This window comes from Mesorhizobium sp. NZP2298 (assembly GCF_013170825.1).
Lineage (GTDB): Bacteria > Pseudomonadota > Alphaproteobacteria > Rhizobiales > Rhizobiaceae > Mesorhizobium.
The window spans coordinates 2,853,633-2,870,284 of the sequence record NZ_CP033365.1 but is presented as its reverse complement, the minus strand read 5'-3'; the positions used below and the strand labels follow the sequence as shown (position 1 = coordinate 2,870,284).

At 63.7% G+C, this 16,652-nt stretch carries 15 protein-coding genes and 1 pseudogene; 9 read left to right on the top strand and 7 right to left on the bottom strand.

Translation table 11 applies throughout. The features are described 5' to 3' along the window. Nucleotides 1–30: 30 nt before the first annotated feature. Both EB231_RS13840 and EB231_RS13835 read left to right on the top strand, forming a co-directional pair. A complete protein-coding gene (locus EB231_RS13840; protein WP_172349296.1) occupies nucleotides 31–486 on the top strand; it encodes a hypothetical protein in 456 nt (151 codons plus the stop codon). Between the two features lie 48 nt (nucleotides 487–534). After that, the gene (locus EB231_RS13835) at nucleotides 535–1,683 is read left to right on the top strand and encodes an amidohydrolase (protein WP_172349295.1); all 1,149 of its coding nucleotides are present in this window, start codon (nucleotides 535–537) and stop codon (nucleotides 1,681–1,683) included. A 57-nt stretch (nucleotides 1,684–1,740) separates the two neighbouring features. Here the strand turns inward: EB231_RS13835 and EB231_RS13830 are convergent, their stop codons facing one another. Further along, entirely contained in the window at nucleotides 1,741–3,741 is a 2,001-nt protein-coding gene (locus EB231_RS13830; RefSeq protein ID WP_445299306.1) for a putative bifunctional diguanylate cyclase/phosphodiesterase, read from the bottom strand. 282 nt (nucleotides 3,742–4,023) lie between these two features. Between EB231_RS13830 and EB231_RS13825 the strand changes: the two genes are divergently transcribed. Next, on the top strand, nucleotides 4,024–5,058 hold the full coding sequence (locus EB231_RS13825; protein WP_172349294.1) for a class I SAM-dependent methyltransferase: 1,035 nt from the start codon (nucleotides 4,024–4,026) through the stop codon (nucleotides 5,056–5,058). 552 nt (nucleotides 5,059–5,610) lie between these two features. Continuing rightward, on the top strand, nucleotides 5,611–6,801 hold the full coding sequence (locus tag EB231_RS13820) for an alpha-D-ribose 1-methylphosphonate 5-triphosphate diphosphatase (protein ID WP_172349293.1): 1,191 nt from the start codon (nucleotides 5,611–5,613) through the stop codon (nucleotides 6,799–6,801). Between the two features lie 65 nt (nucleotides 6,802–6,866). Here EB231_RS13820 and EB231_RS13815 read toward each other — a convergent pair whose 3' ends face one another. Together EB231_RS13815 and EB231_RS13810 are read right to left on the bottom strand one after the other, a co-directional pair. Further along, nucleotides 6,867–7,067, bottom strand: a complete 201-nt coding sequence (locus EB231_RS13815) for a hypothetical protein (protein ID WP_172349292.1) — start codon at nucleotides 7,065–7,067, stop codon at nucleotides 6,867–6,869. A 79-nt stretch (nucleotides 7,068–7,146) separates the two neighbouring features. Further along, complete coding sequence (locus tag EB231_RS13810; protein ID WP_172349291.1) at nucleotides 7,147–7,401, bottom strand: hypothetical protein; 255 nt, start codon at nucleotides 7,399–7,401, stop codon at nucleotides 7,147–7,149. Nucleotides 7,402–7,683: 282 nt separating this feature from the next. On the opposite strand from EB231_RS13810, the gene EB231_RS13805 reads away from it, so the two are divergent. Next, nucleotides 7,684–9,702, top strand: a complete 2,019-nt coding sequence (locus EB231_RS13805; protein ID WP_172352905.1) for an amidase — start codon at nucleotides 7,684–7,686, stop codon at nucleotides 9,700–9,702. Between the two features lie 10 nt (nucleotides 9,703–9,712). On the opposite strand, the gene EB231_RS13800 is transcribed toward EB231_RS13805, so the two are convergent. From EB231_RS13800 to EB231_RS13790, 3 genes are all read right to left on the bottom strand, one after another. Next, nucleotides 9,713–10,123: a hypothetical protein gene (locus EB231_RS13800; protein ID WP_172349290.1), complete on the bottom strand. Its 411-nt coding sequence runs from the start codon at nucleotides 10,121–10,123 to the stop codon at nucleotides 9,713–9,715. 126 nt (nucleotides 10,124–10,249) lie between these two features. After that, on the bottom strand, nucleotides 10,250–10,897 hold the full coding sequence (locus tag EB231_RS13795; RefSeq protein ID WP_172349289.1) for a ThuA domain-containing protein: 648 nt from the start codon (nucleotides 10,895–10,897) through the stop codon (nucleotides 10,250–10,252). 58 nt (nucleotides 10,898–10,955) lie between these two features. After that, entirely contained in the window at nucleotides 10,956–11,978 is a 1,023-nt protein-coding gene (locus EB231_RS13790; protein ID WP_172349288.1) for an LLM class flavin-dependent oxidoreductase, read from the bottom strand. Nucleotides 11,979–12,166: 188 nt separating this feature from the next. Between EB231_RS13790 and EB231_RS13785 the strand changes: the two are divergent. Both EB231_RS13785 and EB231_RS13780 read left to right on the top strand, forming a co-directional pair. Next, nucleotides 12,167–12,666 (top strand): annotated as a pseudogene (locus EB231_RS13785) (peptide deformylase). 107 nt (nucleotides 12,667–12,773) lie between these two features. Beyond that, nucleotides 12,774–14,000, top strand: coding sequence for an NAD(P)/FAD-dependent oxidoreductase (locus EB231_RS13780; RefSeq protein WP_172349287.1), 1,227 nt, complete (start codon nucleotides 12,774–12,776; stop codon nucleotides 13,998–14,000). 13 nt (nucleotides 14,001–14,013) lie between these two features. Here the strand turns inward: EB231_RS13780 and EB231_RS13775 are convergent, their stop codons facing one another. Beyond that, complete coding sequence (locus EB231_RS13775) at nucleotides 14,014–14,325, bottom strand: hypothetical protein (protein ID WP_172349286.1); 312 nt, start codon at nucleotides 14,323–14,325, stop codon at nucleotides 14,014–14,016. Nucleotides 14,326–14,587: 262 nt separating this feature from the next. On the opposite strand from EB231_RS13775, the gene EB231_RS13770 reads away from it, so the two are divergent. Both EB231_RS13770 and EB231_RS13765 read left to right on the top strand, forming a co-directional pair. Continuing rightward, a complete protein-coding gene (locus EB231_RS13770) occupies nucleotides 14,588–15,592 on the top strand; it encodes an ABC transporter permease (RefSeq protein ID WP_172349285.1) in 1,005 nt (334 codons plus the stop codon). A gap of 36 nt (nucleotides 15,593–15,628) precedes the next feature. After that, complete coding sequence (locus EB231_RS13765; RefSeq protein WP_172349284.1) at nucleotides 15,629–16,645, top strand: sugar ABC transporter substrate-binding protein; 1,017 nt, start codon at nucleotides 15,629–15,631, stop codon at nucleotides 16,643–16,645. Nucleotides 16,646–16,652 lie beyond the last annotated feature (7 nt).

Below are 16,652 nucleotides of genomic sequence, written 5' to 3'. Positions count from 1 at the left end.
GAATCCTTTCCCGGCCAAGGGAGGAGTTCCATGCGACATCTGTTGGTTGTGTTGCCCGCCTTGATCCTGGCGACAGCGGCGCAGGCGAGTACGATCTATTACGGCAACAAGGTGGGGATGGAACTGACCATCGTCAAAAAGTCAGGCATCGGCTCCACGCATGCCAGCATCCTGGCCAAGCACGACCGGCGGAAAGCGGGTGTCTACTGCCGCGAATATGGCCACGATTTCTCCAAGGAGTGCATTGACGCGGAAATGAAGGCGCCTCTGCACTTCGAGATCACGGCCAACTGCAAGACCGGCAAATTCACCACCTTCTACGGCGCCAACATGCTGTTCCAGGGCCGCAACAAGGGCACGGACGTGACCACCGACTATCTGATCACATCGATCGATGACAATGTGGTGCTCGATGGCTCCGGCGCCTCGTCATACGATGTCACGCTGGACCAGTTCAAAGCGCTCTGCCCCAATCGCGTACGCTAGCGGCGTTTGCGACACTGCGCTGATCAGGGCAAACGGCGGAGGAAACGCGTGACCCTCACCAACCGGGATATCGTCGAGATCACCGAGTGGCGGCGCAAGCTGCACCGGCAGCCGGAAATCTCCAATGAAGAGGAGAAGACGGCGCAAGAGGTCGTCTCCTTCCTCGCCGATACCGGCCCGGACAAGGTGCTGACCGGCCTGGGCGGGCACGGCGTGGCGGCGGTCTATGACAGCGGCAAGGCCGGCCCGACCGTGCTGTTCCGCTCCGAACTCGACGCGCTGCCGATCGAGGAGCTTTCGGGCGTGCCGCATGCCTCGCAGGTGCCGGGCAAGTCGCATATGTGCGGCCATGACGGGCACACCGCGATCCTGGCCGCCCTTGGCCGTCAGCTCGGCCGAGAACGCCCGGCAAGCGGCCGCGTCGTGCTGATGTTCCAGCCGGCGGAGGAAACCGGCAATGGCGCCGCCGGCGTCGTCGCCGATCCCCGCTACGGCGAGATCGCGCCCGATTTCGCCTTCTCGCTGCACAATCTGCCCGGCGTGCCATTCGGCGAGGTGCGGCTGAAGCCCGGCGTGGTCAATTGCGCCTCGCGCGGCATGCGCATCGTGCTGGAAGGCAAGACCGCGCATTCCTCCATGCCGGAGACCGGTATTTCGCCCATGCCGGCGATCTCGGAGCTGATGCCGGCTTTGCCCGCGCTCGGCCGCGCCACCTTCGCCGATGACGATTTCTCCATGGTCACCGTCACCCATGCCGAAATGGGCGAAGCCGTGTTCGGCATCGCGCCCGCGCATGCGCAGGTCTGGGCAACGCTGCGCACCCGCCGCGACGAACGCATGGCGGATTTGTGCGCCGCCGCCGAGGCGCTGGCCGGGGAGATCGCGGGCAGGCACCGCCTTTCCGTCCGCTGGGATTATCACGAGATCTTCGTCGCCAGCGTCAACGCGCCGGATGCGGTGGAACACCTGCAACGCGCGCTTCAGGAAGAAGGCGTCGTGCATGGTGAAGAAGCCCTGCCGATGCGCGCCTCGGAGGATTTCGGCCTGTTCGGCCACAGCGCCAAATCGGCGATGTTCTTCCTGGGCGCCGGCGAGCGCCACCCGGCGCTCCACAATCCGGACTACGACTTTCCCGACGACCTGATCCCGATCGGGTCGAGGATCTTCATGCGCACGGCACGCAATCTGCTGGGGTGAGTTCGCGCGCCGCCGCAAGCCGGTCGCTGCCTCGGAAACCGCGTTCGCCCGCGCCTGTCAGGCGGACTTGAGGAACGGGCGTTTGTGGAGGGCCCTCTTTGCCTGGAAATTCGCGGCGGGAACGGGTCGGCCGACGCGAAAGCCCTGGATCTTGTCGATGCCGAACTCGCGCATGAGGGCGATCTGCTCGTCGGTTTCCACCCCTTCGACCAGGATCTGGTGGCCGCGATTGCGGACCAGGGCAATAATGTCCTGGAGCATGGCCATGCCCTTCGGGGTGCCGCAATCGTGAAGAAACGAGCGGTCGATCTTGACCGTATCGAAATCGATCAGACGCAGCCATGAAAGGCCGGCGAATCCGGTCCCGAAATCATCGAGCCAGATCTTGATGCCAAGCAGCTTCAGGTCGCTGATGCAGCGCAGGATGTCCGAGTGCATCTCCATCTCAAGCCCTTCGGTGATTTCGAAGGCCAGCCTGTTGCCGGTCACGCCGGTCTCGCCCAGAATGGTCGCGACGGACGCCGCGAAGCCAGGCGTCTTGAGCTGGATCGGAGAGACGTTGACGCTGACGAGAGGGATGTGATCGTCCGCCAGGAGTTCGGAGCAGACCGTCCTTATCGCCCAGCGCCCCAGTTCCAGGATCGCGCCGGTTCGCTCCGCGACGGGAATGAACAGGCTCGGTGGAACCAATGTACCGTCGAGCATCTTGAGACGCATCAGCGCCTCCACGGCTTCGACCCGGCCCGACACGACATCCTGGATAGGTTGATAGACGAGCGAAACGAGGCCCTGGCCGATCGCGATCTTCAGCAAGGCCGCGAGGTTTTCGCTTTCGTCGCTGCTTTGCGGATCGGTCGGGTCGAACAGCCGGGCACAATTGCGGCCGCTGGCCTTCGCCAGATAGAGCGCGCGATCGGCCTCGTGGATGATCTTCTCCAGCTTGGCACCGGCCTGCGTCCTGGTGAAGGCGGCACCCACGCTCGCCGTGACGATCGAGATCCCGTCCCGCCTGAGTTCGTGGGTAAGCGCCAGGTTCTCCACCGTGCGGCAGATGGCTTCCGCCAGTTCCGCCACCTGGCTCTTCTTGTCCATGCGGGCGAGCACAATGAATTCCTCGCCGCCGTAGCGCCCGATCGAGCCATTGTGGTTCTTGATCAGATCGCTAAGGGCATTGGCGACATGGATCAGGCAGCGGTCGCCTTCCTGGTGGCCGTAGCAGTCGTTGAATTTCTTGAAGAAGTCGACGTCGATGAGGATGGCCGCGAACTTGCTGCCAAGCTTTTGCCAGTCGCTCCAGTAATCGCGCAGCTTCTCGTCGATCGCGCGCCGGTTCTCCAGGCCTGTCAGCGGATCCGTCCGCGACAGCCTCAGCAGGGCCTTGCCGCGTTCGGTGGCCTCCTTGTGCTGGATCTTGGCCTCGAGAGCGTTCAGGAAGACGTTGTAGCGCTCCTCGTTCAGCTTCCAGTTCACATAGGAGGTGAACGTGAAGCACGAAACGTAGAAAGTACCAAACACCATCTTGTACGTCAGCGACGCCGGAACAAAGTAATTTACCACATACAAGATGCACAATATGATTGTCGACGTTATGATCGACACTTTGAACCTGAACGTAAAAAATAGATTGGCACTCATCATGAAAATGGTGCCGAACACCATGTAATAAGCGACGCTTTCCTTGTTTTCACCCATGGATGCCGGCAACAACCACCCGATATAGCCAAAGATGATGGCCGCGGCGCAAGTCACGTCAAGCCATTCCGTCGCGGCTCCCCGGCGAAGCTGTGCTTCCAGGACCAGCAGTGCGGTCAGGCCAACCGCGAAGCGCGCGGTGATCGTGTAGGCCGCCACGTCAGGTATCAGCAGCAGATCCGATGCCGAAAACAGCAAATAGATGACGACGGCGATCCACAGGCCCGGCCTGGCTTCCGCCCTTCGCTTCGCCTGGGCTTCCCTGCGGTAAAGGATGCGGAGTTCGTCGGCCCCCAGTTCGTGACGCGGATCGTACGGTTCCACATCCACCGTGTCGGCCAATCTGGATGACGCGCGCTCGTCCACAAACCCCTGCTGAAGGGGACTTTGCGGTCCGAACTCTTTTCCAGCTTCTGCCCCCACGCAGGACGACTCCTTGGGACGCGACACGATTGCCACGCGGTAAAATGCAGTGGCGCCAGACAAGTTTGCGTTAACTCGAACCCAGAATCTTATCTGCAAGATCGCTAATAAATTGAGATGGTTAGCGGGAAATTAATCATAACAATAAAATGCGGTCGGCCCGCGTTGGCAAATGGAGCATTCTAAGTAATAAGTTAACTGACTGTTAACCAAGGAGTCCTGGTTGTGCAAACCGTGTTCGATGGCCAAAGCCTGATTACCGCAGAGACGATCGCCGGCAGTCTGCGTAAAGGCACGCTTGAGCATCATGGCGAAGCGTTCGAAACCGCCCGCGCGGAACTGGCGCTCATCCTCCACGCGACACAGCAACAGGTCGAGCAGCAGAAATTTCCCGCCGAGATCGTCCGCCGCCTGCTGTCGCTGCTCAATGCGCTGCGTGCCAAGGTTCATCCCGATGTCTGGCAAGCCCTGATACCGGTGGCGCAGAACCACCCGATCCTGAACTACTTCCTCCAGGATCCGCTGACGCACTGGTCCTTCACCAAGCCCAGGGGGTATTCCGGCGACGCGGAGCTGCTCGACTACATCTATTGCGACCCGCACGTGGCCGAGAGCGTGGCCAACGCCTCGGAGATCGGCAAGGCGCTTTACAGCCATACCCAGAACGTTCCGTCATGCGTCGCGGCGCGGGAACGGCGCGATCTCCTGACCCGCTATGTCGATGAGGTCGCGGCCCGGAACGGACCCGAAACCGAGGTGCTGGCGATCGCCGCCGGCCATTTGCGCGAAGCCAATCGCTCCGTCGCCTTGGCCGAAGGCGGTCTCAAGCGTTGGGTCGCGCTCGACCAGGATCCGCAGAGTGTCGGACTGATCGCGCGCGACTTCCAGGGCACCGCGGTCGAGGCCATCGACGGCTCGGTGCGGACGGTGCTCACCAGGGGCCACAAACTCGGCAAGTTCGACCTCATCTACGCCTCCGGCCTCTACGACTACCTCCAGCACAACGTCGCCGTGAAGCTGACCAAGACCTGCCTGCAGATGCTGAAGCCGAACGGTACATTCCTGTTCGCCAACTACGCCGAGGGAACCCCCGACGCCGGCTACCGGGAAACGTTCATGGACTGGGTGCTGCTGCTGCGCTCGGAAGTCGACATGTGGAACATCGTCAATGCCAGCGTCGACCGCAACACCGTCGAGGCGCGGGTGTACTTCGGCGAGAACCGCAACGTGCTGTACGCCGTGATTGAAAAGCGCGGTTAACGACTTCCGCTAAACCTGCCATCAGGCCGGCGGTGATGCTTGCGCATCGCTGCCGGCAGCCAAAACGTCGCTGAGCGAAATCGGCGCCAGGTCGCCGCTCATCAGTATCCGGTGCCGCGGCCGAAGGATCCGCGTCCGCTGGCAGCCCCACCTCGGCATCGTCGGTGACATAGCCGACATAGCGATAGTCGCGGATGAAGCTGATCCGCCCTTCCCGCCAAAGGCTGCGGCACGGGCGCCGCGGCACATGTTGCTCGTTCACACGATTCCGGTGTCACAAGGACGATAGCGGACAGCGTTATGGTGACGCGCGACGGGTTGATTCGTGGAACATGAGCTACCGACCAGTCCGCCGGGTCGGCGCCCCCGTCAACTCGTTCACGCCAAGCTACAGGACCTGCGATGGCCATACAATTTTCGCCTTGATTGATCGGTCCTCGTGCTATCGATCCAGGCTCGGCAAGGTCCTCGAGACGCATCACTCCGATGATGTCGCCCGCCTCGCCGACCGCGAAACCCACCTTGAAACAGCTTCCTTGCAAGAGACATCAGATGTGGCTGAGTGAATTCGAGATCGTCCTGCGCGACCGTGTCGTCCCGAACGGCGCCGTCAGGATCGAAGACGGCCGGATTGCCGAGATCCGCGACGCGCCTGTCGAGCATGCCGACATTGAGGGCGGCGGGCGCCTGCTTCTGCCGGGCTTCATCGACATGCATGGCGACATGGTGGAGAAGGAAGTCGAGCCGCGCACCGGCGTCCACGTGCCGATGCGGATCGGCATCGCCGAGCTCGACAAGAAGCTTGCCTCATGTGGCGTCACCACGGCCTATGCCGCGCTCTCCTTCATCGGCGCCAGCGTCACCAGCGGCGTGCTGCGCTCGGAAGATCATACGTCGGCGATTATCGAGACCATGGCCGAACTGAAGGACGACCTGCTGGTCGACCACCGCATCCATGCCCGCTTCGAGGTGACCTTCACCCCCGCGATCGCCATGCTGCAGAAGCTGATGGATGCCGGCCGGCTGCACCTGATCTCGCTGATGGATCACACACCCGGACAAGGGCAATACCGCGACGTCGAACTCTACATCGCCCGCATCGCCAACGAGCGCGGCATGTCCGTTGCCGCGGCCTCCGAGGTCGTCGGCAAGCGCATGGCCGGTCGCAAGGGCCAGGGCGATGTGCTGAACGCGCTGCAGGACCTGTCGGCCCGCGCGCGGGCCCATGGCGTCGTGCTGGCCTCGCATGACGACGACACATTGGAGAAGGTGGAGCTCGTCCATGGCCTGGGCGCCGCGCTCAGCGAATTCCCGGTGACGCTCGAGGCAGCGCGGGAAGCCCGCAGGCTCGGCATGCACACCGCCATGGGCGCGCCCAACGCGTTGCGCGGGGAATCCTATTCCGGCAATCTTTCCGCGCGGCAGGCCTACGAGGCCGGGCTGCTCGACATGCTGGCCAGCGACTACCACCCGGCCTCGATCCTGCCGGCCGTGCTCGGCCTGGCGGCGCTGCGTGGCGAAGGGCTGGTGACGGCGGCGGCGCTGACAAGCGCCAATCCTGCCGGGGCCCTGGGGCTCACGGATCGTGGCGCCATCGAGCCCGGCCTCCTGGCCGATCTCGTGGTGGCCGACCGCCATCCGGTGCCACGCGTCCGTGCTACCTTCCGCGCCGGCCGGATGATCTACGGCGATGGCACGCTGGCACCGGCGCGGAAAGCGGAGCGCCTTGGCCACGCGAGTTGAACGGTACCGGCTGTGTTCGAATTGCGCTGAAGCTGCTCCGGGAACGTGTGAAACGGTGGCTTGCCCTAGACGTCGAGCATGACCGTCATGCCGCGCACCTCGGCCATTTCCAGCAGCAGGTCCTGCAGGGTTTCGACGGTCAGCGCCGCACCGGTCATGGCCAGCAGCTCGGCGACACTCTCTTTCATGGAAATGACCGCGACTCCGGTTTTCTCCGAAAGCAGCCGTCCAATGGCCGCGCGGATAAGGGCATTCTGGTCAGACATGATTCCCCTTCTCATGCTGGGATAACGGCGGTGTTTTCTTCTATGATATGCTCTTTGTACAACTTATGCGAGCTTCAACTTACGCTTGCAACCCGTCCGGCGGACGATCTTTCAAGTCATTTTGTTGACGCCAGCCGCCCAGCACCGTGAGTGACTGCAGCAGCGACCCGGCTCCAGGCCTGAAAGCATCCATTGCGGCGAGCAGGGCCAGTGGCACTTCGTGCCGGTAGAGCCCGATGAATGTCTTGCCTCCCACCGTCGCCGGCAACTCCGTGAATCTGTCGAAAATGGAATACGTGCCTGTCGGCTCGTTCAGGATCTCAAAACGGTCCAATGCAAACCTCGTGTTCCCCCCGGGGAGTCGTTAACGCAACCGTTCGCCGGAAGTTGCAACGGGTGATGTTTTTTTTATCACAATGGAACGTATATGCCAGTGGCATCGCCGACTGGGCCCATGCCATGCGGCGGGACGCGCAAAAAATCGCTTGGAGACCGACGTCTGAACACGGCCAGCGGCCGCAGGAACAACACGTTCCGGCAAAGACTGCTTGTTGGCCCTTGCCGAAGCTGGCGGCCTCGCTCATCCATGGCCTGGAAACGCCCCAAGGACCAGAAGATGACCGATGCCAGCCTGCACATCGTCGAAGCCACCATCGAACAATTGCGCCGTGCGCTCGACGAGGGCCTCGTCACCAGCGTCGAACTGGTCGGGGCCTATCTCAGGCGCATCGCGCATTTCGACCGTCACGGCATCAGCCTCAACGCCGTTCCGGTGCTCAATCCTGATATGTTCGAGGAGGCCGCCGCTTCCGACCGGCGGCGACGCGACGGCGCCTTGCTCGGGCCGCTCGACGGCATCCCCTACACCGCCAAGGACAGCTACAAGGTCAAAGGCCTGACGGTCGCCGCGGGCTCGCCGGCCTTCGAGCATCTCGTCGCCAACGAGGACGCCTTCACCATAGCCCGGCTGCGCGCCGGCGGCGCGGTGCTGGTCGGCCTCACCAACATGCCGCCAATGGCCAATGGCGGCATGCAGCGCGGCGTCTATGGCCGCGCCGAAAGCCCCTACAATGCCGATTACCTGACAGCCGCCTTCGCGTCGGGCTCGTCCAATGGCTCCGGCACGGCGACATCAACCAGTTTCTGCGCTTTCGGGCTGGGCGAGGAAACCTGGTCGTCCGGGCGCGCGCCGGCCACCAACAACGCGCTGGTCGCCTACACGCCCTCGCGCGGCGTGATTTCCGTGCGCGGCAACTGGCCGCTGGTGCCGACCATGGATGTCGTGGTGCCGCACACGCGCAGCGTGCCCGACATGCTCGAACTGCTCGACGTGATCGTCGCCGAGGATCCTGAGACGCGAGGCGACTTCTGGCGCGCGCAGCCCTGGGTCGTGCTGCCCAGGAACTCGGAGGTGCGGCCGCCACGCTACACCGAATTGACGCTCGGGGGTTCGCTGAAGGGCAAACGGCTCGGCGTGCCCCGCATGTATATCGGCCGCGACGGCGAGGCCAACCGGCCGATCGAAACCCGGGCTTCGGTGCTTGCACTATGGGAACAGGCAGCCGCCGACCTAAGAAGGCTGGGCGCCGAGGTGGTGGAGGTCGATTTTCCTGTCGTCTCCAATTACGAACGCGACCGCCCCGGCGCGCGCACCATGGCCGAGCGAGGGCTGGTGCCGCCGGATTTCGCCGACCGCGAAATCTGGGACCTCTGCATCTGGGGCTGGGACGATTTCCTGCGCGCCAATGCCGACCCGACGCTGCCCGATCTCGCCTCGGTCGACGGCCCCCGGATCTTTCCGCAGCCGCCCGGCACGCTGCCCGACCGCTATGAAGGCGGCTTCGATGTCGCTGAATATGTCGAGCGCGCCAAATCCGGTGTCACGCCCTTCAAGGACATCCCGACTATTGCAGATGGGCTGAAAGGGTTGGAAACAACAAGGCGCGTCGATTTCGAGGACTGGCTGGACGCAAACGGCATCGACGCCGTCGTGCTGCCCGCCGTGGCTGATTTCGGCCCCGCCGATGCCGACATCAGCGAGGCGTCGGCCGCGCTCGCCTGGCGCAACGGCACCTGGGTCGCCAACGGCAATCTGGTCTGGCGTCATTTCGGCATCCCGACCGTCACCGTGCCGATGGGCACCATGGCCGATATCGGCATGCCCGTCGGCCTCACCTTCGCCGGCAAGGCCTATGACGACGAAAGCCTGCTGCGCATGGCCGGTGATTATGAACGCGCCACGCAGCGCCGCACGAGCCCGCCACGCACGCCGGAGCTGACCGATGATGTGTTTTCACGCCGGTCCACTCGAGCCGGCAGCGGCAAGGCGCCACCACTCGCAATCGCACTTGCCGCCGAGACGCGCACTTTGGACGGACAGGACGAAATCGTCATCGCGCTCGATCTGCCCATCGAGGCGACGAACGCCAGCATCAAGGTGCACGTCAACGGAGAGCCCGTCGCCATGCAGCGGAGCGACGCGCGCTTCAGAGGACGGGCGCTTGTTCCGGCCGCCGAGCATCAGCGCTTCCATAGCGTCTGGCGCGGCTCGTATGGCTCGATCGTTACGGCGGTGGTGCGATTGGAGGATGGACGCAGCGCGGGCGCCTACACCGTCACCGGAGGGATTGGATGAACGCCAGTTGCTAGGAAGGCAGCGAAGCCAGCCATTCTTCCCAAAATTCCTGCTGCATATGGACGAAAACCGGAACCACGTCAGGGCCATCGTCAAATATGTCGACCAGATCGGTCTGCTGGGGAAGTTGTCCCATCTTCACCTTGCAGGCCATCAGGCCGCGACTTTTCTCCATCACGGTATTTTCGGGATAGACATTGGCACTTGCCCCGTAACAGAAGGGCAGCAAGCCATCGACTTCGAGTGCCTGACGGATCTGGAACAGAGCCTCGAAAAAGTCTTCCTCCTCGGCCCTGATAACCTTGCCGCGATAGTCGCATGTGAGGCTGCAGACGGCGCCGTCCACATGCAGTGTAAACACGGCTTCCTCGTCTCCGCCCGTGCCCCCTCCGACCAGGAATACAGTCCGCTGGTGATCCATTCTGTCCCCCTCGCCATTCACCGGATGGTAATTCGATAGCGGCGGCTTTCCAGCCATTGCAGGAATGCGGACACCGCTGCCGCCTTGGTTCCCGGCTGCCCCATTGCAATTGGTGACCGGTATAGGTCAACCCCGCGCCGCCCAGAGCAAACCGCGTTCCACGATCAGCGCCATCTCAGGCACCGCGAACTCATCCGCCGTGTGCCCAAGCGAACTGTAGAAGATCTTCCCCGCGCCATACCGCCGCTTCCAGACCACCGGCATGACGACGCCGCCAATACCCGGGAAATGGGCATCGCGGAACGTCGTCGTCGCGAGCACCTCATTGCTCGGGTCGACATGCATGTAATACTGCTCCGACCGATAGGCGAAGTCGCCGATCCCCCTGGTGATCGGATCGTCCGGCCGGGTAATGACCACCCGGTAGTCGATGATGTTGCCGGGATGCGCGACCCACTGGCCGCCGGTCATGAACTGGTAGTCGGGCTCGTTGCGAAAACTGTCGCCCATCGTGCCGTGGAAGCCGCCGAGCCCGCTTCCGCCCCGAACGGCCTGCGTCAGGTTCTGAAGCTCCGCCTTCTCGATCGTCGACATCGTAATGACGGGCACGATGAGGTCGAAGGAAGGCAATTCCGGATCGGCGAACATCGCCGTGCCCTCGCCCAGCGCGACATCAAATCCGTTGCGCTCAAGTAGTTTGCGCACAACCTCGGCGCTACGCTCGGGCGTGTGGCCTTCCCAGCCGCCCCAGGCAATCAGGGCCCTCTTCGCCATGCCGTGAACCTCCCGATCCGCACGCCGCGCTTCGGGAGATGGTTACACGGCGTGGCCGTCAGCGCCAGCCCAGCGCTGGCGCGACATGGGTCAGGATCGCCTCGATGACATGGGCGTTGTAGTCGACGCCGAGTTGGTTGGGCACGGTGAGCAGCAGCGTGTCGGCCTCGGCGATCGCCTCGTCCTGCGCCAATTCCTTGATCAGCACATCCGGCTCGGCGGCGTAGCTGCGGCCGAAGATCGCCCTGGTGTTCTCCTCGATGAAGCCAATCTGGTCGCGGCTTTCATTGCCACGCCCGAAATAGGCGCGGTCGCGGTCGTCGACCAGCGCGAAGATGCTGCGACTGACCGAGACGCGCGGCTCGCGCGCGTGGCCGGCCGCCTTCCAGGCCTCGCGATAGACCCGGATCTGCTCGGCCTGCTGGATGTGGAACGGCTTACCGGTCTCGTCGAATTTGAGCGTCGAGCTCTGCAGGTTCATGCCGAGCTTGGCCGCCCATTCCGAGGTGGCGTTGGTGGCAGCACCCCACCAGATGCGCTCGCGCAAGCCTTCCGAATGCGGCTCGAGCCTGAGCAGGCCGGGCGGGTTGGGGAACATGGGCCGCGGATTGGGCTGGGCGAAGCCTTCGCCGCGCAGCGTGTCGAGGAAGACCTCGGCGTGATGCCGCGCCATGTCGGCGTCGCTTTTGCCCTCCTGCGGCTGGTAGCCGAAATAGCGCCAGCCATCGATCACCTGCTCGGGCGAGCCACGACTGATGCCGAGCTGCAGGCGGCCTCCGGCGATGATGTCGGCGGCACCCGCATCCTCGGCCATGTAGAGCGGGTTCTCGTAACGCATGTCGATGACGGCGGTGCCGATCTCGATGCGGCTGGTCTTGGCGCCGACAGCCGCCAGCAGCGGGAATGGCGAAGCGAGCTGGCGGGCAAAATGATGCACGCGGAAATAGGCGCCATCCGCGCCGAGCTGTTCGGCCGCGACGGCGAGATCGATGGATTGCAGCAGCGCGTCCGAAGCCGAGCGCACCTGCGATTGCGAAGAGGGCGTCCAATGCCCGAATGACAGGAAACCGATTTTTTTCATGGCCCTGAAGTATATGCGAGCGGCGCGTGCTTCAATGCCAAAACAGTGGGGTTACACACCGTCGCCTTGAGCAACACCAAAGGGCGCCATACACAGGGTTGACCGGCCGCGTCCTGTCTCGTGCCGAGGGCCGCCGATCGCCTGCGGTCCCGCTGAAAGGCAATGATTGGCGATTTGAGAAGTGGTCCATGGCGGTTCGGCAGATCATAAGGTTCCCCAATCCCTCCTCCGCGCCGTGGCGGAACCTGTACAGCTGTTCGACAGCGACCTGCACGGATTGGCCCGCGACCTTGTTGACACCATGCACGCGGCGCCCGGGATCGGCATCACCGGCCCGCATATCGGCGTTCTGAGACGCCTGGTCGTGATCCAGCTTCCTTCCGCCGCAAAACCGGGGATCTATGTAAACCCGTCTGTCATCCAGGCCTCGACTGAAATGATCCGCCATGCGGAAGGCAGCGTTTCGATGCCCGGCGTCACCGAGGATATCGAGCGCCACGCCCGCATACGGGTTCGCTATCAGGATCTGGATGGCAACGAGCGGTTCGAGGACGCCGATGGCCTGCTGGCGGTTTGCCACCAGCATGAGATCGATCAGCTGGACGGGCTCTTCTGGACGCAAAGGCTGACGCGCCTGAAGCGCGACCGGCTGGTCAAGCGCTACGGCAAACTGATGCGAACCTCGTAGGGCGCCGCCACAAATCGCGGAAGACCGGCACTGGCCGGCAACATCGTGCAGCGCTGATTGCAAGGCGGCCGGAAACCCTTGAATGCCGCCATTGATGGGGGAACGCGATGGCCATCGTCAGGGATTTCGGCGAGGCGCCGGTGGACGCCCTGGTCATCGGCGGTGGCATTGCCGGTTGCACGCTCGCCTATGAGCTGGCCCGCCGTGGCATCAAGACGACGATCCTCGAGCAAAGCATGATCGCGGCCGAATCGTCGGGGCGGAACACCGGCACCTTGCTCAGCGGGCCGCAGAAGGAAGTGGTCGAACTGCTGGACGCCAGTGTCGAGGTCTATGCGGAACTCGCCGACGGACCCGTTCCCTTCGAATTCGCTGCCATCGCGCATCTGCTGATTTCCGAGGACGAAGCCAGTTTCGAGGCCGCCGCCACCGTGGCGGACCGCTACCGGGCGGCCGGCGTGCCGATGCAGAAGATCGCGGGCACGGAGCTGGCGCGGGATCATCCGCGCATCGGCTTCAACGTGGCCGGCGGCTATTGCGTCGGCCGCGCCTGGACCCTGGAGCCGATGGGGGCGACACACGCCTTCGCCCACGCCGCCCGCGAAGCCGGAGCGACCATCCGCACGGGCCTGCGCGTCGCCCAGATCTTCTCGAAAGGCGGCAAGGTGCAGGGCGCGCTGACCGACCAGGGCATCATTCCGGCCGATCTCGTCTTTATCGCCAACGGCCTGTGGATGTCGGATCTGTTGCGGCGCACCGTCGGCGACGGACCGCTCCCCGGCCTGCCCTTCACCGCCGGGCGGGGCTGGCTGATCCAGCTGGGCAGGCTCGACTTCGAATTGCCATGGATCGTCGAGGAGCTGACATGGCCGGATCAGGAGGAGCTCGGCCGGCGCATGAAGCTCGAAGGCCTAGCCGACGTCGCCGCCCAGCGCGACGACCAGCCGGCGGTGGAGGCGATCTGCCTCAACCCGATGCGCGGCGGCGATGCCCGGCTCGGCGCTTCGGTCCAACCCGCCTTTCGCGATCTCGTCCGCAACACCGACATGGCGAGCCGCATCGCCAGCCGCACGCTGCGCATGCTGCCCGGCCTCGGCTCACCGCGGGTCAGGAACGTCTATCCAGGCAACCGCCCGATGCTGTCCGACGGCCTGCCGGTCGCCGGCAGGACGGCTGTCGAGGGCCTGTTCGTGCATGGCGGCATGGGTTCCATCGGCATGCATGCCGCACCCGCCACGGCGCGCTGGCTGGTCGACGCGGTGCTTTCCGGTGACGGCAATCCAGGCCAGGAATGGCTGCGCCCCGACCGCTTTGCGGGATGGGGAGCAGCCTGAACCTCTCCTGCCTTTATTTCCCGCAGTGATGATCGTTGATCTTGTTCGTCGCGTTCGCGTCCGGGCTCACCCTATCGTAGGAGCAGGCGCCGGCGGCGGTCGTGAACAGCTGCTGGTCGTAATAGCGCGGGCCACCGAACAGGAAGCCGATGAGATCGTCATCGGCGGGAACGTAGCGTTCGGACCCGGCCTGACTGTAGTATTGGCTCTGAGTGTGGTGATGCCGGTGGTGGTGGCGATGCTTGGCTCCGGCAAATGCCGGCGCGGACACGCCGCAGGCCATCGCCAGGGCAAGAGCGCAGATCGCAAAGCGTTTCGTCGTCATCGGCAACACCCTTCTGGCTATTCGCATTCTTATATAGGCAAAATCACCAGCCGAACAAAGGTTCCCAGGCAGCGGTTACCTGTCCCGCGATTTGCCTTCCGCCGGAGCGAACTGCACAGCGTATCAGAAAATCGAAATTGCCCCTTCCGCCCCGAGCCGCAATGGTCTTCAGGGAGGCAGCCGGCTCAGGGCTGTGGAGGAAACGCCGGAGCGGCAAGTCCGCTCGGGCAAGCTGCCGCTTGAGGCTGGCAGCGAGGGAGGAATGAAATTGGCTGGTTCGGGCAAATCCGACGGCGCGCGCATGGGCATCAAGATGTCCCAGGAGCTCGTCGTCGTCGCGATCTCGGTCATCCTCTTCCTCGCCTTCTCCGCGACGCTCAACAATTTCCTGACCCAGGGCAACATCATTGCCATCCTGAAGAACGTCTCCATCCTCGGGACGCTGGCGGTCGGCATGGGCTTCATCGTCGTCGGCCGCGGCATTGATCTCACCATGGTGGCGGTGATGGTGGTCGGCGTCGCCTTCTCGATCTGGATTTCCACCTGGGGCGTGGACTTCACGCTGGCCGTGGCCTGCGGCGCCCTTCTTGCCGCGGCCATCGGCCTGTTCACCGGCATCATGGTTGCGATTGCCGAAATCCCGCCGATCTTCGCCACGCTGGCCATCGCCTCCTCGGTCTACGGCTCGGGCCGCATCGTCTTTGCCTCCGACGTGCTCTACGCGCCGTCAAACATCGCCTGGCTGAAATTCATCGGCAGCGGCACCATCCTCGGCATCCCGATGGTCGTGATCATCTTCGCGGCGGTTGCGGCGCTGATGGGCTTCTTCCTGCGCAAGACCCGCTTCGGCCGGCTGGTCTATGCCACGGGTGACAATCCGAACGCTGCCCGCACCACCGGCCTGCCGACGCGCCCGATCATCGTGACGCAATATGTGCTGAGCGCGCTCATCGCCTTTACCGCCGGCATCATCATGCTGGGGCTGGTCACCGGCATCGACACGCGCCTTTACAATTCCAGCCTGATCTACGACGTGCTTCTGGTCGTGGTGCTGGGCGGCATCGGCCTCTCCGGCGGCCAGGGCGGCGTGCGCAACGTCATCGTCGGCACCATCCTGGTCGGCATCCTGACCAACGGCATGACCATCCTGAACTTCAGCTACACCAGCCAGAACCTGATCAAGAGCGTGATCCTGCTGGGTGCGCTGGCGATCGACGCCATCATCAATCCGCGCGACGAGCAGACCTCGCAAAGCGGCGACATCTGAAAACATCAAGCCGAAACATCAATCAGGGAGGAAACCATGAAGTTATTCAAGAACTGCCTGTTCGCGGGCCTGACGGCGCTCACGCTGCTCAGCGCCGCGAACGTCACCACGGCGCAGGAAACCGACCAGGTCGGGCGCGCCCCCTACCTGGAGTCGCTCAAGGGCAAGAAGGTGATCTTCGTGCCAATCTCGCAAGGCATGGACCTCAACCAGTCCTGGGTGGTGGTATGGCAGCGTCATGCCGCCCGCTACGGCTTCAGCCTCGAAGTGCGCGATCCCAACGGCGACACCAATGCCGGCATCCGCGCCATGCAGGGCGCCATCGCCGAGAAGCCGGACCTGATCATCGTGCAGAACCCCGACGTGCAGACCTATGCCCGCTTGCTGAAGCAGGCGCAGGCCGCCGGCATCAAGGTGCTGCAGGTCAACATGCAGTCGGCGACCCAGACCGACAGCTATGTCGGCAATGATTGGATCGAGATGGGCCGTCTCGAAATGGGCGAACTGGCCAAGCACTGCACCGGGCCGAATGCCGTCTCGCACAAGGTGGTCTGGCTTGCCGGCGTCCAGACGGGCGCGGCCAACATCTACATGCGCACCGGCATCGATGAGGTGCTGAAGGCCAATCCCGAACTGCAGCTCGTCTCCGACCAGCCGGCCGACTACATGAGCGAAAAAGCCCGCCAGATCACCGAGACGGTCCTCCAGCAGCATCCGGACCTGTGCGGCATCATGGGCATCTGGGACAACGCCGAAGTCGGCGCCGGTGCCGCCGTCGCGGCCGCCGGCAAGCAGGATCAGGTGACCATCGTCACCAATGGCGCGGGCAGCGCCACCGGCTGCGAGAGCATCAAGAACGGCCTGCTCGATGTGATCTTCAACTTCAACTCGCCCATCCAGGCGGAGATCGCCGCGCAGCAGATTTCGGAATTGCTGCAGCATCCCGAGCGGCAGGCGGGCAGCGAGAAGACCATCTTCTTCGGTCCGATCACCCGCGTCGACAAGACCAACGCCACCGGCAGGAACTGCTGGAAGCTGGACGAGCTCAAGTAACGGACTG

Coding starts and splice junctions, on each gene's coding strand:
- EB231_RS13840 (WP_172349296.1), top strand. CDS start 31: ATGCGACATCTGTTGGTTGTGTTGCCCGCCTTGATCCTGGCGACAGCG.
- EB231_RS13820 (WP_172349293.1), top strand. CDS start 5,611: ATGTGGCTGAGTGAATTCGAGATCGTCCTGCGCGACCGTGTCGTCCCG.
- EB231_RS13815 (WP_172349292.1), bottom strand. CDS start 7,067: ATGTCTGACCAGAATGCCCTTATCCGCGCGGCCATTGGACGGCTGCTT.
- EB231_RS13805 (WP_172352905.1), top strand. CDS start 7,684: ATGACCGATGCCAGCCTGCACATCGTCGAAGCCACCATCGAACAATTG.
- EB231_RS13800 (WP_172349290.1), bottom strand. CDS start 10,123: ATGGATCACCAGCGGACTGTATTCCTGGTCGGAGGGGGCACGGGCGGA.
- EB231_RS13795 (WP_172349289.1), bottom strand. CDS start 10,897: ATGGCGAAGAGGGCCCTGATTGCCTGGGGCGGCTGGGAAGGCCACACG.
- EB231_RS13790 (WP_172349288.1), bottom strand. CDS start 11,978: ATGAAAAAAATCGGTTTCCTGTCATTCGGGCATTGGACGCCCTCTTCG.
- EB231_RS13780 (WP_172349287.1), top strand. CDS start 12,774: ATGGCCATCGTCAGGGATTTCGGCGAGGCGCCGGTGGACGCCCTGGTC.
- EB231_RS13775 (WP_172349286.1), bottom strand. CDS start 14,325: ATGACGACGAAACGCTTTGCGATCTGCGCTCTTGCCCTGGCGATGGCC.
- EB231_RS13770 (WP_172349285.1), top strand. CDS start 14,588: ATGAAATTGGCTGGTTCGGGCAAATCCGACGGCGCGCGCATGGGCATC.
- EB231_RS13765 (WP_172349284.1), top strand. CDS start 15,629: ATGAAGTTATTCAAGAACTGCCTGTTCGCGGGCCTGACGGCGCTCACG.